Origin of the sequence: Clostridium beijerinckii HUN142 (assembly GCF_000621745.1) — a bacterium.
GTDB lineage: Bacteria > Bacillota > Clostridia > Clostridiales > Clostridiaceae > Clostridium > Clostridium beijerinckii_A.
The window spans coordinates 151,044-170,422 of sequence record NZ_JHXK01000018.1; the positions used below are offsets into that span (position 1 = coordinate 151,044).

28 protein-coding genes are annotated in these 19,379 nt (G+C 31.7%); all 28 read right to left on the bottom strand.

The features are described from left to right. Positions 1-36 precede the first annotated feature (36 nt). The gene (locus T483_RS0109465) at positions 37-1,392 is read right to left on the bottom strand and encodes a sensor histidine kinase (protein ID WP_026886649.1); all 1,356 of its coding nucleotides are present in this window, start codon (positions 1,390-1,392) and stop codon (positions 37-39) included. After that, positions 1,364-2,056, bottom strand: a complete 693-nt coding sequence (locus tag T483_RS0109470; RefSeq protein WP_023974808.1) for a response regulator transcription factor — start codon at positions 2,054-2,056, stop codon at positions 1,364-1,366. Before T483_RS0109470 ends, T483_RS0109465 begins: the two co-directional genes overlap by 29 nt. Positions 2,057-2,119: 63 nt before the next feature. Beyond that, positions 2,120-2,881: a tetratricopeptide repeat protein gene (locus T483_RS0109475; protein WP_026886650.1), complete on the bottom strand. Its 762-nt coding sequence runs from the start codon at positions 2,879-2,881 to the stop codon at positions 2,120-2,122. A 40-nt stretch (positions 2,882-2,921) separates the two neighbouring features. Continuing rightward, positions 2,922-3,479 carry a Fe-S-containing hydro-lyase gene (locus tag T483_RS0109480; protein WP_026886651.1) on the bottom strand — a complete coding sequence of 186 codons (558 nt, stop codon included), beginning with the start codon at positions 3,477-3,479 and terminating at the stop codon, positions 2,922-2,924. Between the two features lie 207 nt (positions 3,480-3,686). Beyond that, positions 3,687-4,529 (bottom strand): fumarate hydratase, encoded by an 843-nt coding sequence (locus T483_RS0109485; protein WP_026886652.1) that lies wholly within the window; start codon positions 4,527-4,529, stop codon positions 3,687-3,689. A 573-nt stretch (positions 4,530-5,102) separates the two neighbouring features. After that, positions 5,103-5,765, bottom strand: coding sequence for an N-acetylmuramoyl-L-alanine amidase CwlD (gene cwlD, locus T483_RS0109490; protein ID WP_026886653.1), 663 nt, complete (start codon positions 5,763-5,765; stop codon positions 5,103-5,105). Positions 5,766-6,198: 433 nt separating this feature from the next. Continuing rightward, the gene (gene rpsI, locus T483_RS0109495) at positions 6,199-6,591 is read right to left on the bottom strand and encodes a 30S ribosomal protein S9 (protein ID WP_026886654.1); all 393 of its coding nucleotides are present in this window, start codon (positions 6,589-6,591) and stop codon (positions 6,199-6,201) included. Positions 6,592-6,617: 26 nt separating this feature from the next. Then, complete coding sequence (gene rplM, locus T483_RS0109500) at positions 6,618-7,052, bottom strand: 50S ribosomal protein L13 (RefSeq protein ID WP_008426634.1); 435 nt, start codon at positions 7,050-7,052, stop codon at positions 6,618-6,620. A gap of 160 nt (positions 7,053-7,212) precedes the next feature. Next, positions 7,213-7,947: a tRNA pseudouridine(38-40) synthase TruA gene (gene truA / locus T483_RS0109505; RefSeq protein ID WP_026886655.1), complete on the bottom strand. Its 735-nt coding sequence runs from the start codon at positions 7,945-7,947 to the stop codon at positions 7,213-7,215. Positions 7,948-7,963: 16 nt separating this feature from the next. Then, the gene (locus T483_RS0109510; protein WP_026886656.1) at positions 7,964-8,770 is read right to left on the bottom strand and encodes an energy-coupling factor transporter transmembrane component T family protein; all 807 of its coding nucleotides are present in this window, start codon (positions 8,768-8,770) and stop codon (positions 7,964-7,966) included. A gap of 8 nt (positions 8,771-8,778) precedes the next feature. Next, the gene (locus tag T483_RS0109515; RefSeq protein ID WP_026886657.1) at positions 8,779-9,648 is read right to left on the bottom strand and encodes an energy-coupling factor transporter ATPase; all 870 of its coding nucleotides are present in this window, start codon (positions 9,646-9,648) and stop codon (positions 8,779-8,781) included. After that, entirely contained in the window at positions 9,633-10,484 is an 852-nt protein-coding gene (locus tag T483_RS0109520; RefSeq protein WP_026886658.1) for an energy-coupling factor transporter ATPase, read from the bottom strand. Before T483_RS0109520 ends, T483_RS0109515 begins: the two co-directional genes overlap by 16 nt. A 235-nt stretch (positions 10,485-10,719) precedes the next feature. Then, entirely contained in the window at positions 10,720-11,061 is a 342-nt protein-coding gene (rplQ, locus tag T483_RS0109525; protein ID WP_011967534.1) for a 50S ribosomal protein L17, read from the bottom strand. Between the two features lie 12 nt (positions 11,062-11,073). Next, complete coding sequence (locus tag T483_RS0109530; RefSeq protein ID WP_026886659.1) at positions 11,074-12,021, bottom strand: DNA-directed RNA polymerase subunit alpha; 948 nt, start codon at positions 12,019-12,021, stop codon at positions 11,074-11,076. A gap of 102 nt (positions 12,022-12,123) precedes the next feature. Continuing rightward, positions 12,124-12,744 (bottom strand): 30S ribosomal protein S4, encoded by a 621-nt coding sequence (gene rpsD, locus T483_RS0109535; RefSeq protein ID WP_026886660.1) that lies wholly within the window; start codon positions 12,742-12,744, stop codon positions 12,124-12,126. A 30-nt stretch (positions 12,745-12,774) separates the two neighbouring features. Beyond that, complete coding sequence (gene rpsK, locus T483_RS0109540; RefSeq protein WP_011967531.1) at positions 12,775-13,170, bottom strand: 30S ribosomal protein S11; 396 nt, start codon at positions 13,168-13,170, stop codon at positions 12,775-12,777. A 15-nt stretch (positions 13,171-13,185) separates the two neighbouring features. Next, a complete protein-coding gene (gene rpsM / locus T483_RS0109545; RefSeq protein WP_026886661.1) occupies positions 13,186-13,554 on the bottom strand; it encodes a 30S ribosomal protein S13 in 369 nt (122 codons plus the stop codon). Positions 13,555-13,770: 216 nt separating this feature from the next. Next, a complete protein-coding gene (gene rpmJ, locus T483_RS0109550; RefSeq protein ID WP_003156543.1) occupies positions 13,771-13,884 on the bottom strand; it encodes a 50S ribosomal protein L36 in 114 nt (37 codons plus the stop codon). Positions 13,885-13,941: 57 nt separating this feature from the next. Then, positions 13,942-14,160, bottom strand: coding sequence for a translation initiation factor IF-1 (gene infA, locus T483_RS0109555; protein WP_002582630.1), 219 nt, complete (start codon positions 14,158-14,160; stop codon positions 13,942-13,944). Between the two features lie 7 nt (positions 14,161-14,167). Next, positions 14,168-14,449 (bottom strand): KOW domain-containing RNA-binding protein, encoded by a 282-nt coding sequence (locus T483_RS0109560; RefSeq protein ID WP_026886662.1) that lies wholly within the window; start codon positions 14,447-14,449, stop codon positions 14,168-14,170. Positions 14,450-14,536: 87 nt separating this feature from the next. Further along, positions 14,537-15,286, bottom strand: coding sequence for a type I methionyl aminopeptidase (gene map / locus T483_RS0109565; RefSeq protein ID WP_026886663.1), 750 nt, complete (start codon positions 15,284-15,286; stop codon positions 14,537-14,539). Further along, the gene (locus T483_RS0109570) at positions 15,286-15,936 is read right to left on the bottom strand and encodes an adenylate kinase (RefSeq protein ID WP_026886664.1); all 651 of its coding nucleotides are present in this window, start codon (positions 15,934-15,936) and stop codon (positions 15,286-15,288) included. Before T483_RS0109570 ends, map begins: the two co-directional genes overlap by 1 nt. Positions 15,937-15,961: 25 nt before the next feature. After that, positions 15,962-17,260 (bottom strand): preprotein translocase subunit SecY, encoded by a 1,299-nt coding sequence (gene secY / locus T483_RS0109575; protein ID WP_026886665.1) that lies wholly within the window; start codon positions 17,258-17,260, stop codon positions 15,962-15,964. Position 17,261: 1 nt separating this feature from the next. Then, complete coding sequence (gene rplO, locus T483_RS0109580) at positions 17,262-17,702, bottom strand: 50S ribosomal protein L15 (protein WP_026886666.1); 441 nt, start codon at positions 17,700-17,702, stop codon at positions 17,262-17,264. Positions 17,703-17,723: 21 nt separating this feature from the next. Continuing rightward, positions 17,724-17,903: a 50S ribosomal protein L30 gene (rpmD, locus tag T483_RS0109585; protein WP_011967524.1), complete on the bottom strand. Its 180-nt coding sequence runs from the start codon at positions 17,901-17,903 to the stop codon at positions 17,724-17,726. A gap of 12 nt (positions 17,904-17,915) precedes the next feature. Beyond that, positions 17,916-18,413, bottom strand: coding sequence for a 30S ribosomal protein S5 (gene rpsE / locus T483_RS0109590; protein ID WP_011967523.1), 498 nt, complete (start codon positions 18,411-18,413; stop codon positions 17,916-17,918). Between the two features lie 20 nt (positions 18,414-18,433). After that, positions 18,434-18,793, bottom strand: coding sequence for a 50S ribosomal protein L18 (rplR, locus tag T483_RS0109595; protein WP_026886667.1), 360 nt, complete (start codon positions 18,791-18,793; stop codon positions 18,434-18,436). Positions 18,794-18,811: 18 nt separating this feature from the next. Beyond that, a complete protein-coding gene (rplF, locus tag T483_RS0109600; RefSeq protein WP_026886668.1) occupies positions 18,812-19,354 on the bottom strand; it encodes a 50S ribosomal protein L6 in 543 nt (180 codons plus the stop codon). Positions 19,355-19,379 lie beyond the last annotated feature (25 nt).

Below are 19,379 nucleotides of genomic sequence, written 5' to 3' on the forward strand. Positions count from 1 at the left end.
ACTACCTAATTGATAAAATTTATTTATTAATATTTTTTATTTCTTATTTACTGGAAGTATAAGATAAATTTTAAACATATCTCCTTCTTTTTTTATCTTAACTTCTCCACCGTGAAGCTCAACTATACTCTTTGTAATTGCCAGACCTAACCCAGAACCTTCAACTTTAGAATTTCTAGACTTATCTCCTCTTGCAAATCTTTCGAACATTTCGTCTTCATTAAAATCCATCTCATAATTAGCAATATTCTTCACACCAACATTAACATAATCTTCTTCTATTTTTACATTAATATAAACCCTAGTATTGTTCATTGAATACTTTAGTGCATTAATTATTATATTTTCTAAAGCTCTTGACATCATCTTTCCATCAAGTTCCATATATACAGCATCTTCTTCACTTGTTACTTTAAAGGAAATATTTTTTTCCTCATATAAAGTACTGTATTCACCTATGCCTTGATGTATTAATGATAGTATATCTATTAACTCTCTATTTAACTTAATTTTTCCACTATTGATTTTTGACATTTCAAATAAATCTTCAATTAAAACTTTTAACTTTAGTGACTTTCTTTCTAATATTAGTAAATACTCTTCCCTTTCTTCCTCTGTTATATCACTATTCTTAAGTATATTAACATAATTTATAATTGACGTTAATGGAGTTTTTAAATCATGAGATACATTTGATATTAATTCTGTTTTCAATTTTTCATTGTGTACACCATTTTCCAATATTTCTTTATATCCTGCTTTTATCAAATTAATATTTTTAGCTAGCTCTTTTATTGCAGGAGATCCATCTAACTTAATATCATCTTGCAAATTTCCTTCACTGACTCTTCTAAGTGCATCATTTACAACTATTATATCTAGAGTCTTTTTTAATGCATACATCATAGTAAAAAATAAGATTATAATAACAAATACGCTTCCTTTAAACGGATAAGTTTGGAAGAACTTCACAAATATATTATTTTCATATCCTCCGGTAGCAAGAAAATATAAATATGCAATTAATAATATCAACGCCAATGCAATTGATATTATTAATGTGCTCCTTGTTTCCTTATAATGAAATCCATTTTTAATTACAAAAATCATGTTATTAACAAAATTAGATTGTATTTTAGATGAACTTTGATTCTTTTTTAATATAAGGGCCATCTTTGCAATAAACGTCACATATATAACAGCTAGCAAGATTAAACCTCTTAAATCACCTTTAATTCTATTAACTGCTAGGCTATGTTGTGATCTATTAATCTGTATATAATCACCCAATGTTGAAAGTAAAATTAATGTTATTAGTGCTACAATTATTATATCAACTAAATAGACACTACTAAAATATATCTTAATCTTCTTTTTCAATCTTGTATCCAATTCCCCACACCACCTTGATATATTCAGGCTCTTTTGTGTTTATTTCAATTTTTTCTCTTATTCTTCTAATATGTACAGTTACTGTATTTTCACTTTTGTAAAAAATCTCTTCCCATACATTTTCATATATCTCTTTTATAGAAAATACTTTTCCTAAATTTGACGCTAACAGATATAATATTTTATATTCTGTTGCCGTTACCTTAACATCTTCTCCACGTAAAGTAATTTTTTTTGCAACAGTATCTATTACTAAATCTTTAACTTTAATTATATCCTTACCTTCTTCTACATTTAGCGGTTTTTCATATCTTCTTAATTGAGATTTAACTCTCGCTACTAATTCTAGGTGGTTAAATGGTTTCGTTATATAATCATCTGCCCCCACATTTAATCCTAATATTTTATCTGAATCTTCACCCTTTGCAGATAACATTATTATCGGCAAGTTTTGGCTTTCCCTTATCTTTAAACAAGTACGTATTCCATCAAATCTAGGCATCATTATATCTAGTATAATTAAATGTATTTTTTCTTTTTCAAGAATATCTAAAGCTTCCAATCCATCCTCTGCTTTAAATACCTTTAAATTTTCACCTCTTAAATATATTTCAATTGCATCTCGTATTTCCTTTTCGTCATCAACTACTAATACATTGAACATACAAATTCCTCCTAAAGTTCACGTTTCACATAATATGCTTTACAATGAACTTATATTCTAATATTAATTATACACTGCTTTCTGAAATTCTTCTGAATTCTTAACTGGATCAAAATCATGCTCTGCCTTTGCAATTTCCTTTATTGATGTATCCATTTGTATTGCTTTCTTTAAATATAGCATTGTATTTTTTACATCTCCTCTTCTCCCATAAATAGATGCTATACCGTAGTAACTCCATTCATAATCTTCAATATCTAAAGCTTTATTATACCATTCAAGTGCATCATCCATTTTTCCATACAACTCATATGTAAGTGCCTTATTAAACCTTGCATATCCATATTTAGTATTAATACTTAATGCCTTATCTATATCATCTATACCGCTATCAAACTCTCCATTATACGCCTTTGCAATTCCTCTTATATTATACCCCATTGCATTACTTGGGAATTCATTTATAAGTAAATCTGCTTTGCCAATTGCATCAGTGTACTTATGGGAAAAAAACAAATTATATGCTTCATCGTATAACTCATTCTCCCTTGCCGAATAACTGGACTTTTCATTTGTTTCATCATTATCCGCCTTTTTAGAACTATTCTCCATATCTATATTTTCTAGCTCTTTATTGGTTACATTATTACCTGATTGTTGCGTTCCTTCAGGCATTGTTATTTCTTTTTCTTCTTTATATTTAATATTCTTGCTGTTTCTATTTTCTATAAATTCATGAGCCATTATCCCCAATGCTATTAATACTAGCACCGATAATATAATTTTTTTATTCTTTTCTCTTCCTGGTAACTTAATCCTGCTCATATATTTCTCCTTTTAATACGGCCTAATATATAATTTCAATTTATTTTACCGAATTTAAATATTCTCTTTGGCCAATTTCATATAAGTTATTTCCTTGAGCATCGATAATAACAACTAGAGGCATATCTTTAACTTCCATTTTTCTTATAGCTTCAGCACCTAAATCCTCATAAGCAATTATTTCTGACTTAATAATACTTTTTCCTATTAATGCAGCTGCGCCTCCAATGGCTCCAAAATATACTGCCTTATTCCTTTTAATTGAACTAATTACTTCTTCATTTCTTGCACCTTTGCCTATCATTCCCTTTAAGCCAATATTCATTAATTTAGGCGCATAGGCGTCCATTCTATAGCTAGTTGTTGGACCAGCAGATCCTATAACAGTACCAGGCTTAGCTGGTGATGGTCCAACATAGTATATGATCTGATCTTTTATACTAAAAGGTAACTCCTTACCTTCATCAAGCAATTCTATTAATCTTTTATGTGCGGCATCTCTAGCAGAATATATTGTTCCACTTAATAAAATACTATCTCCTGCTCTTAACTGTCCTATCTTTTCTTCATTAAGAGGTGTTTCTAATTTAATTTCCATTCTTTTTTCTCCAATCATACATATTATTTTAGATCTTTATTTTTAATGCACTCTTGCTAAATTTATACTTTTAAAAATATATGTGGATTCTAAAAAATTTAATCTATCACAATTTATCTTAAGCCGTGAGATAGCACAAGCAAGATAATTTATAGAGAATGAATTATCTTATTTAGAACTTATATATATCTTTTTAAAACATAAACTTTATAGTATTACCTCTTTATGTCTAGTAGCATGACAATTTATATTTACCGCAACGGGTAACCCTGCAATGTGAGTTGAATAAGTCTCTATATTTAATCCCAATGCAGTTGTTTTACCTCCGAAGCCTTGTGGTCCAATTCCTAATTTATTTACTTCTTGTAATAGCTCTAATTCTAATTCCTTATAAAATTCATCTTCATTTCTTATATTTATAGGTCTTAATAATGCTTTCTTAGCTAAATATGCAGCTTTATCGAAAGTTCCTCCGATTCCAACACCTATTACCATAGGTGGGCATGGGTTGGGTCCTGCCGCTTTAACTGTATCTATTATGAACTTCTTCACTCCATCTAGTCCATCTGATGGCTTTAGCATGCCTATTTTGCTCATATTTTCAGAGCCAAATCCCTTTGGTGCTAATATAATCTTAACCTTATCTCCATCCACTATATCATAATATATTATAGCCGGAGTATTATCCTTTGTATTAACTCTTCTGATTGGATCTTTTACTACCGATTTTCTTAAAAATCCTTCCTCGTATCCCCTACGTACACCTTCATTGATAGCATCTTCGATGCTTCCACCAACTAAATGTACATCTTGTCCCACTTCAATAAATACACATGCCATTCCCGTATCTTGACACATAGGCATTTTCTCATTTCTTGCAATTTCTGAATTTATTAATATTTTATCTAAAACATCTGATGCTAATTTCCATGGTTCTTCTTTCTTCGCATTTAATAATGCATCATTAATATCCGATCCTAAGAAATAATTAGCTTCAATTGATAAATTTTTAATAGCTTCTGTTATAACATCAACATTTATTTCTCTCATTCTTACAGCTCCTTTATTATCGCTTACAAACTATACATTTATACTTATTACTACATATAAGTTTAAAAGTATTTCTTACTATTTACAACCCCAAATAAATTTTATTTAATCCAATAATTCTCAGAATTAAATGTAAATAATCTTAGTATATCTATACATCATACGCAAAGCATTCCTTATAGTCATTTTTTAAGATCTTCTTGTTTTAGTATTGCTAAATACCTTCTCTATTTTTAAATTTATCGCTCATAATCATAGTTCATTAATACTATAATTATATATATGTTGCAATAATAAGCTTACATTTAAACTTCTTATACGCTAAGTGCTGGATTAAGATAAAATGTAGAAACTCAATTGCAACATATATAACTAATTTATATATTTGAGAGGTTAACTTATGAACCCTAAAAATTTAGACAAATTCCTAACTATACTAATTTACTTTTTAATTGTGCTTTTGACCTGTTTGCTGTTGTATAATCTGCTTTTATTAGTAAACAAATTATATTATTCTTATGGATATCCAGGAAATAGCATAAAAGTTGGTCCTATTTTTATGAAATTAAGTAACTAACTATTTTTATTCTCGAAATATTTATTGACACCATTTGTTATTCCTTTTGCTATTTTATCTTGATGCTCATCGCCTTTTAGTTTTTGCTCTTCTTCATAATTAGATAAGAAGCCACATTCTACGAGAACGCATGCACCTTCATATCCATCTCTAAGTATTCTATATTGTTCCTTTGCAGCCTTAGGAACCCTCTTATTATTATCATTTATTGTTTCTTTAAGTGATACTTGAATATTTTCCGCTAAAGACTTACTGCTCTCATTGGATGAATACCAAACTTGAGAACCAAAACAACTAGACTGCGGAAACATATTCTGATGTATAGATATAAATACATCACATTTAACATCTTTTTTCATTTGGCATCTGACATTAAGGTCTTTAACTTTCTTCGCATCTAATTGAGAATCCCCTTCTCTTGTCATATATACAGCATATCCAGCATCTTCTAATTCCTTTTTTAGCTTTAAAGATATAGATAAATTTATATCCTTCTCTATAGTTCCACTCTTTGATTTTGCTCCACCGTCAATTCCTCCATGACCTGGGTCTATTAATATTATTCTTTTATCTTTATTCTCTTCAGAATTTGTTCTTACCGGAATCCCAGAAATTAAGCAAAATATACAGAATAATGCTATCCATTTTTTCATTCTCATAAAACTATTCCTCCAAATCATTTAGACTTACATACTGTATTGTTTGCTATACAATCTTAATTATTCAAATTCATTTACATTAATAAACTTTTATTTTTATTAAACTTATTATATGTAGCACTTAATAAAGATCTAATTACAATCTCCTTAATGTATTATTTAAAAATATTGATTCGTAAGAATTTATCTTAAGCTACAAAGTACTAGAAAACAAATAACTTCATAAATGATAAGCTATATTGTTTACAACCTACATCTATTGCAACATATAATAAAAGAGTTTATAACTATATTAGGAAATAATATAAGACTCTTATTCCTAGAAATGTAATAACTATTCCCTATATTTGCTCTTATTCAAGATGTTATATATTTCTATATAACATAAAAATCCCACAAACACCGCGTTTGTGGGATTTTTGATCTCCAAATATTATCTCTTTGAGAATTGTGGAGCTCTTCTTGCTGCTTTAAGACCGTATTTCTTTCTTTCTTTCATTCTTGGGTCTCTTGTTAAGAATCCAGCCTTCTTTAATTCTGACTTTAAAGCTTCATCAGATTTAACTAGTGCTCTAGCTATACCATGTCTGATAGCTCCTGCTTGACCTGTAAATCCACCACCGTGAACATTTACTAAAACGTCAAATCTATCCTTAGTTCCAGTTAAAACTAATGGTTGATTTACGATAACTCTTAATGTTTCTAAACCAAAAAAGTTTTCTATTTCTCTTTTATTTACAGTAACCTTACCATTTCCTGGTACAAGTCTTACTCTTGCAACTGATTTCTTTCTTCTTCCAGTTCCCATGTATTGAACTTTTGCCATTTCTTATTCCTCCTCCCGAGATCGTATTAGTATCTTAATTCTAGTACTTCTGGTTTTTGAGCTGCATGATTATGTTCTGCACCTCTGTATACATTTAATTTCTTCAACATTTGTCTTCCTAATACACCATTTGGAAGCATTCTTCTTACTGCTTCTTCAAAAGCAAATTCAGGCTTTTTATCTAATACTACTCTATAAGGAGTTTCTTTTAATCCGCCTGGGTAAAGACTATGCTTTCTCATTAATTTTTGATCTAACTTCTTACCAGTTAAGACTACCTTTTCTGCATTAATTACAATAACAAAATCTCCGCAGTCAACATTAGGTGTAAATGTTGGTTTATTTTTACCTCTTAAAATTGAAGCAACTTGGCTAGCAACTCTACCTAGTGGCTTACCAGCAGCATCAACTACATACCATTTTTTTTCAATTTCACTTGCTTTAGCAATGTATGATTTCATCTGTTTCCCTCCCTGAACTTACATTAATTCTTTACTTATTATTTTAAGTAAGATTTTTTATGTCAAGACCCGGGGCTAGTGGATCTTATATACATAAATGTTTTAACAAACAAACCTATTATAATACACGCACACGGGCGTGTCAACACATTTTTATCATTTAATAGAAAACTTTTTCTAATATTAATCCATTTGGTGGTACACACATTCCTGCCTTTTTTCTATTTCCTTCTTTTATTATTCCCTCTATATCTTCAGCTTTTAATTTTCCATTTCCAACCTTTATTAATGTACCTACTATTATTCTTACCATATTATACAGGAATCCATCGGCTGTAATAAATATTTTTATTTCATCTCCATTTTGTTCTATGTAGAGATTCTTAACAGTTCTTATAGTAGTTTTTATTGAACTTCCAGGTGACATAAATGCCTTGAAGTCATGGATACCTATAAAATACTCACACGTTCTTCTCATCTCATCTATATCCAATTTATACCTATAATGATACAGATATTGATGCCCCAGAGACAACCTTTCATATCTATTTATAATTGTATATGAATACGTCTTACCTTTTGATGAATATCTTGCATGAAAATTCTCATTTACTTCTTCCGATTTAATTATAGATACATCCTCTGGTAATCTTGTATTAATAGCTTCTCTAAACTTATTTCCAGGTATTGAACAATTAGTTAAAAAGTTTGCAACCATCTCTCTTGCGTGAACTCCCGCATCAGTCCTAGAGCTTCCATTAATCATAATCTCTTCGCCTGTAGCTTTAAATATTGCTGTCTCTATAACCTTTTGAACAGTTCTTCCTTTTGGTTGCCTTTGCCACCCAGAAAAGTTACTTCCATCAAACTCAATAATTAATTTTATATTCCTCATCTGACTTATCTTACTCCTATAGTACAATGAATCTTACAGCTATACACCATAAAACTAAAATACAAAATACAATAAAAGCAACTAAGTCTCTATACGAAAACTCAAGTATTTTCATTCTAGTTCGACCAGCACCACCTCTATAGCCTCTCGCTTCCATTGCCATTGCTAATTCGTCAGCTCTTCTGAATGAGCTAATAAATAAAGGTACTAGTAACGGTACTAAACTCTTAGCCTTTTTTATAATTCCACCTGATTCAAAATCAGCTCCTCTAGCCTTTTGAGCTTTCATTATTTTATCAGTTTCATCTATTAAAGTAGGTATAAACCTTAAGGCTATTGTCATCATCATAGCAAGTTCATGAGCCATCTCTTTTCCAATTGGCCTTAATAACTTTTCGATTCCATCCGTTAACTCAATTGGAGATGTGGTTAATGTTAACAGCGATGTTCCTACTATCAATAAAATTAGTCTGATAGCCATAAACGCTGCAATACTTAACCCCTCTGGATACACCTTTAAAAATCCTACGCTAAAAACCTCTGTCCCTTCAGCGCCCCTAACCATAAATATGTTTAGAATAGCTGTTAATACTATTAATAGAAAAATTGGCTTCAAACCATTAAAAATAAATCTAAACGGCACCTTTGCAATCAATATTATAGATAGTAAAAAAATAACAACAACAGTATAGCCAATAAATTTATCTATGATAAATAAACAGGCAATAAAAAGTATTGATATAAGTATCTTTGTTCTAGGATCTAATTTATGAATAAAGGACTCTCCAGGTAAATATTGTCCTATTGTAATATTCTTCAACATAGTTTTGTCTATTCCCCTTTCACTTTATTTATCCTTAGAGTAGATAAAAGCTGCCTTTTTGCTTCCTCTATTGTAAATATATTATCTGGAATATCAAAGCCTCTTTTTCTTAATTCTCTTATCAGATATGTTACTTGAGGAACTCCAAGTCCTATTTTCTCTAGCACATCTACTTCCTTAAATACATCTGCTGGAGTTCCTTGCAATGCTATTCTCCCACCATTCATTACAATAATTCTTTCCGCAATCTTTGCAACATCCTCCATACTATGGCTAACTATAATTACCGTCATATTATAGTCCTTATGTAGCTTACTTATTTGATCTAATATATCATCCCTACCCTTTGGATCTAATCCTGCTGTAGGCTCATCCAATATTAGTGTTGTAGGCTGCATTGCTATAACCCCTGCAATTGCTACCCTTCTCTTTTGACCACCACTTAAGTCAAATGGTGATCTATCTTTATAAGTCTCGTAATCTAGACCAACCATTTCCATTGCCTTAATTACCCTATCATTAATTTCACTGTCAGAGAGCCCTAAATTTCTAGGCCCAAATTCAATATCCTTAGCTATAGTCTCTTCAAAAATCTGATATTCTGGATACTGAAACACTAATCCAACCTTTTTTCTTATATCTATTAGTTTTGCTTTCTTATCAGTAATATCTATTCCATCAACGATTATTTTTCCACTAGTTGCTTCTAGCAAACCATTAAAATGTTGTATCAAAGTGGATTTACCAGAGCCAGTATGCCCAATTAATGCTACAAATTCGCCATCCTTTATTTCTAAAGATACATTATCCAATGCAGTCTTTTCAAATGGGCTTTTAGGCATATATATATGTGTTAAACTTTCTACTTTAATTGACATAACTCATTCACCATCTCATCCACATTTAATATTTTTTCATTTATATCTATTCCTGCCTTTTTTAACTCATAAGCTAATTCAGTAACCTGTGGAACATCCAAACCTATCTTTTTCATTCGCTCTACCTGCGGAAAGATTTCTCTAGGAGTCCCCTCCATTTTTACACTTCCACCATCCATTACTACAATTCTATCAGCTTGAGCTGCCTCATCCATATAATGTGTTATTAATACTATAGTAATACCATGAATTTTATTTAATTCATTTATGGTTTTTAGAACTTCTCTTCTTCCTGATGGATCCAACATTGCTGTAGGTTCATCAAAAATTATGCATTCAGGTTGTATTGCAAGTATTCCTGCTATAGCAATTCGTTGCTTTTGTCCACCAGATAAAAGGTGTGGTGCATGCCTCTTATATTTGCCCATTCCAACCTTTTCCAAGCTCTCATCAACTCTTTTTCTTATCTCTGATGGTTCTATTCCTAAGTTCTCTGGTCCAAAGGCCACATCTTCTTCTACTATAGTAGCCACTAATTGGTTATCAGGATTTTGAAAGACCATTCCTGCTCTGGATCTAATCTCCCATACATTCTCCGCTTTACTGGTGTCCAACCCATCTACAATCACTGTACCCTCTGATGGTACAACCAATGCATTCATATGCTTAGCTATCGTGGATTTACCTGATCCATTATGCCCTAAGACTACCAAAAACTCCCCCTTTTTTACTTCTAAATCTACATCTTTTATTGCATATTTTTCTTGCCTAACTCCCTCTGTATCCTTTACATATTTAAAAGATACTTTTGCACACTTTATCATCGCATCACTCATAGTGTACCTCCCCATGATGTTTATAATTTTAATATATTATACAAATGTTTTTTATAAAAAACATTATTATCCCTGCATGTTAAATTATTATTTTCATTATATCTCAAAATCTAACATATTCAACAAAAAAATATATATCTCTTGAATAAGAAAACATCTCTATAATAAATTAAACCCTAATTTTATTCTTTATGTCAAAATGGGGATTAAGTTTAAACTTAATCCCCCATTAGTATTATACTAATTCAAGTATTACTATCTCAGCTCCGTCCCCTCTTCTAGGACCCTTTTTAATTATTCTTGTATATCCGCCATTTCTTTCAGTATACTTTGGAGCTACATTATCAAATAAATTCTTAACAACTAATTCTTCTTGAACATAAGATAAGACTTGTCTTCTAGCATGAAGATCTCCTCTTTTTCCAAGAGTAATCATTTTTTCTGCTATTGATCTAGTTTCCTTAGCTCTTGTTTCAGTTGTCTCGATTTTACCATGTTTTAATAGACTAGTAACAAGATTTCTTAGCATAGCTCTTCTTTGGTCTGTAGGAAGACCTAATTTACGATGACCTGCCATGGATTTACCTCCTTACTCCTCGGTTAGTTTTAGGGCTAAACCTAATTCTTTAAGCTTTCTTTCAACTTCTTCTAAAGATTTCTTTCCTAGATTCCTTACTTTCATCATATCATCCATAGATTTTGTAGCAAGTTCTTGGACTGTATTAATTCCGGCTCTCTTTAAACAGTTATATGATCTAACTGATAAATCAAGTTCTTCTACAGTCATTTCTAGGACTTTTTCTTTCTTATCGTCTTCTTTTTCTATCATTATTTCAACATCATTAGTATTATCTGTTAATGACATGAATAATTTAAAGTGTTCAATAAGTATTTTTGCTGATAAACTAATAGCTTCATCTATTTTTATAGTACCATTAGTCCAAATTTCTAAAGTTAATTTATCATAATCAGTAATTTGACCAACTCTTGTATTATCAACAGTAAAATTAACTCTTTTTACTGGTGTATAAATAGAATCAACTGCTATAGCAGAAATTGGTAATTCATCACTCTTATTTTTATTCTGAGTAACATATCCTCTTCCTTTATTAACTGTCAATTCCATATAAAGTCTTCCATCGTTATCCAAAGTTGCAATATGTAAATTCTTATTAACAACTTCAACATCACCATCAGTCTTTATATCTGCTCCAGTAACTTCTCCTGGTCCTTTAGCATCAATATAAATAACTTTTGGACCTTCACCATTCATTCTCAGAGCTAATAATTTAATATTGAGAATTAACTCAGTAACATCTTCTTTAACTCCTTGAACAGTAGAAAACTCATGAAGCACACCATCAATTTTGACAGAGGTTGTTGCAACTCCTGGAAGAGATGATAATAGTATTCTTCTTAGAGCATTTCCTAATGTAATACCGTATCCTCTTTCAAGTGGTTCAACAACATACTTACCATAAGTACCATCTTCATTAGCTTCTATACATTCTATTATTGGCTTTTCGATTTCTAACATTGACAAACCCTCCTTATTTTAAAAATGGCAACCTTATTATGAGGGCAACTGATTCTATATTTGCATATATTGTGATAAATTTCTCTAACAAATATAAATATATTATTTACTGTATAACTCAACAATAAGCGTTTCGTTAACAGGCACATCTATATCTTCTCTTGATGGCTCTGCAACTACTTTTCCTTCATAGTTATCAACATTAGCTTCTAACCATTTTGGTAAAGTTTTTGGATTTTCAACAAAAGTTTTGAATTTCTCACTTGATCTGCTCTTTTCGCATACAGTAATTATATCATTAACTGAAACATGATATGAACAAATGTCAACCTTTTTACCATTTACTAAGAAATGTCCGTGAGTTACTAATTGTCTTGCTTCATTTCTTGATGAACCATAACCTAATCTATAAACTACGTTATCAAGTCTCATTTCTAGTAATTTAAGTAAGTTTTCACCTGTTATACCTTTAATATGCTCAGCTCTTTCATAATATGTTCTAAATTGGCCTTCTAATATGCCATAAATTCTTCTTGCTTTTTGCTTTTCTCTTAATTGAACTCCATAGTTTGATACTTTCTTCTTGCTAGCCCCATGTTGTCCTGGTGCGTAGCTTCTTCTAACGAAAGCACACTTATCTGTAAAACATCTATCACCTTTAAGGAAAAGTTTCATACCTTCTCTTCTACATAATCTACATGTAGCGCCAGTATATCTTGCCATTAAATTACACCTCCTATTACTACAGTTATATTAGACTCTTCTTCTCTTTGGTGGTCTACAACCATTATGTGGTATTGGAGTAACATCTTTAATTAATGTTACTTCTAGTCCTGCTGCTTGTAAGGATCTTATAGCTGCTTCTCTTCCTGAACCAGGTCCCTTAACATAAACTTCTATACTTTTTAAGCCGTGTTCCATTGCTACTTTAGCTGCAGTTTCTGCTGCCATTTGAGCTGCAAATGGTGTGCTCTTTCTTGATCCTCTGAAGCCTAGTGCTCCTGCACTTGACCATGATAAAGCATTTCCTACTGCATCTGTTAAAGTAACTATTGAATTATTAAAAGTTGACTTAATGTGCGCAGCACCATGCTCAACATTCTTTCTTTCTTTTCTTCTTCTAGTTTTCTTAACTGTTTTAGCTGCCATTATCTTCCCTCCTTACTATTTCTTCTTATTTGCTATTGTCTTCTTAGGACCTTTTCTAGTTCTTGCATTAGTCTTAGTCTTTTGTCCTCTTACTGGAAGACCTCTTCTATGTCTAATTCCTCTATATGATCCTATCTCTACTAATCTCTTGATATTCATAGCGACATCTCTTCTTAAGTCACCTTCAACCATTAAATTCTTGTTGATATAAGTTCTGATTTCATTAACTTCTTCTTCTGATAAATCCTTAACTCTTGTATCTGGATTAATTCCTGTTACAGCTAAGATCTTTTGTGAAGTTGATAATCCTATTCCATATATATATGTTAAACCTATTTCAACTCTTTTTTCTCTTGGTAGGTCAATACCTGATATTCTTGCCATTAAAATTTACACCTCCTGATAATTGAAATGTATAAAAGTTGATTTTATAATTTATAATTTATAATAAAATTTTAGGTCAATAGACGATTCTATTGCCAGCCGCCCTAAAATTTATTTTTGATTAATTAAACGACTATATAATCATATTTGACTTTTGCTGAAATGTCAATATTATTTACATTTATTTTAATGTAAATAATATTGTAAACTTGATCATTAGCCTTGTTTTTGCTTGTGCTTAGGATTTTCACAGATTACCATTACTTTTCCTTTTCTTCTGATTACTTTGCACTTTTCACAAATAGGCTTAACTGATGGTCTTACTTTCATAGCTAACCCTCCTCATATTACTTTTGTAGTAGATCTTAAATGTAAGTTATATCTACTTTATTTTGCTCTCCACGTAATTCTACCTCTCGTTAAATCATAAGGAGAAAGTTCCACTGTAACTTTATCTCCTGGTAAAATTCTTATGAAGTTCATTCTTAATTTACCTGATATGTGTGCTAGAATCTTATGGCCACTTTCAAGCTCAACTTGAAACATAGCATTTGGTAAAGATTCTAGGACCGTACCTTGCATTTCTATAACATCATCTTTTGACATAAGGTAATCAACCCTCCTTAACAATGCCTCTAAGCTTTAGGAATCTCTTAATCTTTAAATTAGTACTCTTATCGCATGAGTTTATTAATGATGATAATTCATCATCTACATCTTCTAAAATACTTAAGTGTTTAATTTTTTTCTTCTTAGGCATCTCAATCAATTTTGTATCTCCATTAGCTAGTAATACATAATCATCATCTATCTGCCTAACAACAACATATAAGTGATCTTTATCTCTTCCTGCTTTTGAAAGTACTACTTTTCCAATCAAGTCATTGTTTTGCAAATTTTTCACCTCTATGATTACCTTAGTATAAATTAACACTACCACAACGGTATTATGCAAATTTATAACTAAGCAACACTCTTTATTCTACTTAATCAGTGTTAATATTTCAGGTCCATCTGATAAAATTGCAACTGTATTTTCATAATGCGCCGATAAAGAAGAATCTGCTGTTACAACTGTCCATCCATCTTTTAATGTTTTAACCTTATAAGTACCTGCATTAACCATAGGTTCTATTGCTAACACCATACCATTCAGTAATTTCGGACCTCTACCAGACTTTCCGAAGTTAGGTACATTAGGATCTTCATGAACTTTGCGTCCAATCCCATGACCCACAAAATCTCTTACAACTGAGAAACCTGCTGCTTCTACGTAGCTTTGTATCTCATGTGATATATCAGTTAATTTATTTCCTTGTTTTGCAAACTTTATACCTTGGAAAAAACTTTCTCTTGTTATATCAATTAATTTTTGAGCTTCTACCGAAACTTCCCCTACAGAGAAAGTTCTTGCAGCATCTCCATGGAATCCATCAAAATATGCTCCACAGTCAACACTAACTATATCGCCTTCCTTAAGAACATATTCTCCTGGAAACCCATGTATTACTTGCTCATTTACTGAAATACATAGTGACGAAGGAAAACCATATAAGCCTTTAAATGAAGGTTTTGCTCCATGCTTAGTTATAAATTCTTCTGCTATTCTATCCAAATTTGCAGTTGTTACTCCGGGTTTTACCTCTTTTTCAAGCAATAGCAATGTTTCTCCTACTATTCTACCTGCTCTTCTCATTATGGCTATTTCATCATGATTTTTTATAGTAATCATTACTTGTTGTTCCCCAACAATTCACATATTCCTCTGAAAACTTCATTAATAGCTTTTGTGCCATCAACTTCTGAAAGCAAGTTTTTTTCACTGTAAAATTCAACTAGTGGTTGTGTTTCCTTTTGGTATACATCAAGTCTTTCCTTTACAGTTTCCACTGTATCATCTTTTCTCTGTATAACCTCACTTCCACACAAATCACATTTTCCTTCATTTGTTGGAGGATTAAATTTAACATGATAACTTGCTCCGCATGATGGGCATACTCTTCTACCAGTCATTCTTTCTAGAATAAATTCATTAGGTACCTTTATTAATAATGCAGTATCTAATTGTTCATTTTTCTCTACAAGAAAGTTGTTAAGAGCATCAGCTTGAGCTACAGTTCTAGGAAAACCATCTAATAAATATCCGACCTTACAATCATCCTGTTGCAGTCTATCCTTAACCATATTAATTGTTACTTCATCAGGAACTAATTGCCCGTTATCAATATAACCTTTTGCTTCTATTCCTAAAGGAGTGTTTTCAGAAATATTCTTTCTGAAAATATCACCTGTAGAAATATGTGGTATTGAATATTTATTGCTAATTGATTTAGCCTGTGTTCCCTTCCCAGCTCCAGGAGGACCTAGTAATACTATCTTCACTGGCTTCATCTCCATTTATTCTAATCTATTTAAGAAATCCTTTATAGTGCCTAACTACCATTTGTGATTCTACTTTTCTAGTAAAATCTAACGCAACATTTATAACAATTAATAATCCAGTTCCTGAAAAAGCTATATTTTGAAATTGTGTATAATTTTGTATCATAACTGGAGTTACAGCTAACACCGCTGCTAATATACCTCCGATAAACGATAATCTATTTAAAACTCTTTCAAAATATGTTGTGGTTTCTTCACCTGGTCTTACTCCAGGCACAAATCCTGCCGATTTATGCAAATTCTCAGACATTTCATCTGGTTTAAATGTAATCTGAGTATAGAACCAATTGAAGAATATTGTTAGTAATGCATATAATGCTACATACATCCAACTTTTCTGATTAAAGATAGATGTAGGATTATTTAATATCCACTTTGCCCACTCTTTTTGACTTTCCCCTGCTCCACCAAACAATGTAGCAATTGTCTTTGGAAAATCCATTACTGACATAGAAAATATAATAGCAAGAACTGCTGATCCAATTATGCTTAATGGTATATGCGTTGATTGCGATTTAACCATATTACTATTGCCTGATGCAAATTTACCAGCATATTGCACAGGTATTCTTCTTTCTGACAAAGAAAAATATAGTATAGTAGCAAGTAAAAGCACAATAAATACTCCAAATAGTACGATTTCCACAATACTCGCACTTCCTGCTTGCTGAAGTGTCATCATTGAAGCAATTGTTGCTGGAACTCTTGAAATTATATTAACAAATATTAATATTGAAGTACCATTTCCAATGCCTTTAACTGTAAGTTGATCACCTAACCACATACAAAATGTTGTTCCAACCACTAGTGCAAAAACAACAATAATCTTTTGAATTGCAGTTAATCCAATCGTTGCTCCACTGCTTGAAATTGTTGCAAAAATTCCATAAGCCAAGATAAAAGCTATACCAAGAGATACATAACGTGTTGCATTTTGTATCTTTTTCCTGCCAGTATCTCCCTCTTTTGATAGTTGCTCCAATTGCGGGATAGCAACAGTTAATAATTGAATTATTATTGATGCATTAATGTATGGCATAACTCCTAATGCTAATATACTAGATCTGCTAAACGCACCTCCAGAAAGCATATCATAAAATCCCAATAGTCCACCGGACTGAGATAGATTCTTTAAAAAATCAGAGTTAATTCCAGGAAGAGGAATATGACTTCCCATCCTGAAAACTGCAACTAATAATACTGTCCATAAAATCTTTTTTCTAAGTTCAGGAACCTTGAATGCATTGCTTAAAGTTTGAAGCACTTTACATCACCTCAACTTTTCCCCCAGCTGCTTCAATTTTTTCTATAGCAGACTTAGAGAACTTACATCCTTTAACCGTTAAGCTTTTTTCTAATGTTCCGTTTCCAAGAATCTTTACCCCATCTAAAACCTTACTTACAACTCTTCTTTCAAGTAAGACTTCTGGAGTAATTTCTGTACCATTTTCAAAAATATTTAATCTATCAAGATTTATGCTAACAATCTTCTTTGCAAAAATGTTTGTAAAACCTCTCTTAGGAAGTCTTCTATATAAAGGCATTTGACCGCCTTCAAAACCAGGTCTTACGCCACCACCTGATCTTGCATTTTGACCTTTTTCACCTTTACCAGCATTTCTTCCTAAGCCAGAACCAGTACCTCTACCAATTCTTTTAGGTGCTTTTTTGCTACCTGCTGCTGGTTTTAATTCGTGAAGTTTCATATTCAGTGCACCTCCTTATTTTTATACTTCTTCTACTTTTAATAGATATTCAATCTTTTTTATCATACCTTGTACTTGAGGTGTTGCCTCAGGTTCTACTGTTTTTCTTATCTTTGTTAGTCCAAGAGCATTTGCAGTAGCGATATGGTCTTTTTTTCTACCTATTAAGCTCTTAACTAATGTAATTCTTAATTTAGCCATTGCAATATCTCCTTAACCTAATATTTCTTCAACAGATTTGCCTCTTAATTTAGCTATATCTTCTACTGTTCTTAAACTAGCTAATCCGTTAATTGTAGCATTTACCATGTTATTAGGATTATTTGATCCTAATGATTTAGCTCTAACATCCTTTAACCCTGCTAATTCAAGTACTGCTCTTGCTGGACCCCCAGCAATAACTCCTGTACCTTCTTTAGCTGGCATAATTAGAACATTTGCTGTTCCGAACTTACCATTAACTTGGTGAGGAATTGTTGTCCCTACCATTGCAACACTTACTAAGTTCTTCTTAGCATCTTCTATTCCCTTTTTTATTGCTTCTGGGATTTCGATTGACTTACCCATTCCAACGCCAACGTGTCCGTTCTCGTCTCCGACAACAACTAGAGCGCTGAATCTGAAGTTTCTACCACCCTTAACAACCTTAGTAACTCTGTTTATGAAAACAACCTTTTCTTTAAGGTCTAGTGTACTAGGATCGATTCTCATTTATTTCCCTCCTTGTTTAATTAGAATTTCAAGCCAGCTTCTCTAGCTGCTTGTGCTAATTCTTGAATTCTTCCGTGATATATGTATCCGCCTCTATCAAATACCACTACATCAATTCCCTTTTCTATAGCTTTTTTAGCTATTAACTCACCTACAAGTTTAGCACCTTCTTTGTTTCCGCCTTTTGCAGCAAAATCTTTTTCTAAACTTGAAGCAGCTACTAATGTAACACCATTTATATCATCGATAACTTGTGCATATATATTCTTTTCACTCTTAAATACTGAAAGTCTTGGTCTTTCCGCAGTTCCAAAAACTTTTTTACGAACTCTAAGGTGACGTCTTTCTCTGCTCGCCTTTTTGTCTACCTTTTTGAACATAAAACTCACTCCTTTCTATTATTTCTTACCAGTCTTACCTTCTTTACGTCTGATCACTTCATTTTCATACTTAATACCTTTACCCTTATATGGTTCTGGTACTCTCCATTTTCTTATATCTGCTGCTGCAAATCCAACTTTTTCTTTGTCGATTCCACTAACTATTACTCTAGTTGCAGCTGGAGTTTCAAATGTGATTCCGTCAATAGGTTCAATTTCAACTGGATGTGAATATCCAAGGTTCATTACAAGCTTTTTACCTTGTAATTGAGCTCTATAACCAACACCAACTAAATCTAAAGTTTTTTGGTATCCTTGCTTTACTCCAATTACCATATTATTAATTAATGCTCTTGTTAAACCGTGAAGAGCTCTGTGATCTTTTTGTTCACTATGTCTAGTAACAATTACTTCATTGTTTTCAACAGCTATGCTAATATCTTTATGCATAGTTTTAACTAATTCACCTTTTGGTCCCTTAACTGTAACTACATTGTCTGGTGTTACAGTAACAGTTACATCAGCAGGAATAGCTATTGGTAATCTACCTACTCTTGACATAATTGCACCTCCTGTATTATTTTAA

Bases quoted from the DNA above. Each gene is read 5' to 3' on its own strand.
- T483_RS0109470 (WP_023974808.1), bottom strand. From the start codon at position 2,056: ATGTTCAATGTATTAGTAGTTGATGACGAAAAGGAAATACGAGATGCA.
- T483_RS0109475 (WP_026886650.1), bottom strand. From the start codon at position 2,881: ATGAGCAGGATTAAGTTACCAGGAAGAGAAAAGAATAAAAAAATTATA.
- T483_RS0109480 (WP_026886651.1), bottom strand. From the start codon at position 3,479: ATGGAAATTAAATTAGAAACACCTCTTAATGAAGAAAAGATAGGACAG.
- T483_RS0109485 (WP_026886652.1), bottom strand. From the start codon at position 4,529: ATGAGAGAAATAAATGTTGATGTTATAACAGAAGCTATTAAAAATTTA.
- cwlD (WP_026886653.1), bottom strand. From the start codon at position 5,765: ATGAGAATGAAAAAATGGATAGCATTATTCTGTATATTTTGCTTAATT.
- rpsI (WP_026886654.1), bottom strand. From the start codon at position 6,591: ATGGCAAAAGTTCAATACATGGGAACTGGAAGAAGAAAGAAATCAGTT.
- rplM (WP_008426634.1), bottom strand. From the start codon at position 7,052: ATGAAATCATACATTGCTAAAGCAAGTGAAATTGAAAAAAAATGGTAT.
- truA (WP_026886655.1), bottom strand. From the start codon at position 7,947: ATGAGGAATATAAAATTAATTATTGAGTTTGATGGAAGTAACTTTTCT.
- T483_RS0109510 (WP_026886656.1), bottom strand. From the start codon at position 8,770: ATGTTGAAGAATATTACAATAGGACAATATTTACCTGGAGAGTCCTTT.
- T483_RS0109515 (WP_026886657.1), bottom strand. From the start codon at position 9,648: ATGTCAATTAAAGTAGAAAGTTTAACACATATATATATGCCTAAAAGC.
- T483_RS0109520 (WP_026886658.1), bottom strand. From the start codon at position 10,484: ATGAGTGATGCGATGATAAAGTGTGCAAAAGTATCTTTTAAATATGTA.
- rplQ (WP_011967534.1), bottom strand. From the start codon at position 11,061: ATGGCAGGTCATCGTAAATTAGGTCTTCCTACAGACCAAAGAAGAGCT.
- T483_RS0109530 (WP_026886659.1), bottom strand. From the start codon at position 12,021: ATGTTAGAAATCGAAAAGCCAATAATAGAATGTATAGAAGCTAATGAA.
- rpsD (WP_026886660.1), bottom strand. From the start codon at position 12,744: ATGGCAAGATATACTGGCGCTACATGTAGATTATGTAGAAGAGAAGGT.
- rpsK (WP_011967531.1), bottom strand. From the start codon at position 13,170: ATGGCAGCTAAAACAGTTAAGAAAACTAGAAGAAGAAAAGAAAGAAAG.
- rpsM (WP_026886661.1), bottom strand. From the start codon at position 13,554: ATGGCAAGAATATCAGGTATTGACCTACCAAGAGAAAAAAGAGTTGAA.
- rpmJ (WP_003156543.1), bottom strand. From the start codon at position 13,884: ATGAAAGTAAGACCATCAGTTAAGCCTATTTGTGAAAAGTGCAAAGTA.
- infA (WP_002582630.1), bottom strand. From the start codon at position 14,160: ATGTCAAAAGATGATGTTATAGAAATGCAAGGTACGGTCCTAGAATCT.
- map (WP_026886663.1), bottom strand. From the start codon at position 15,286: ATGATTACTATAAAAAATCATGATGAAATAGCCATAATGAGAAGAGCA.
- rplO (WP_026886666.1), bottom strand. From the start codon at position 17,702: ATGAAACTTCACGAATTAAAACCAGCAGCAGGTAGCAAAAAAGCACCT.
- rpmD (WP_011967524.1), bottom strand. From the start codon at position 17,903: ATGGCTAAATTAAGAATTACATTAGTTAAGAGCTTAATAGGTAGAAAA.
- rpsE (WP_011967523.1), bottom strand. From the start codon at position 18,413: ATGAGAATCGATCCTAGTACACTAGACCTTAAAGAAAAGGTTGTTTTC.
- rplR (WP_026886667.1), bottom strand. From the start codon at position 18,793: ATGTTCAAAAAGGTAGACAAAAAGGCGAGCAGAGAAAGACGTCACCTT.
- rplF (WP_026886668.1), bottom strand. From the start codon at position 19,354: ATGTCAAGAGTAGGTAGATTACCAATAGCTATTCCTGCTGATGTAACT.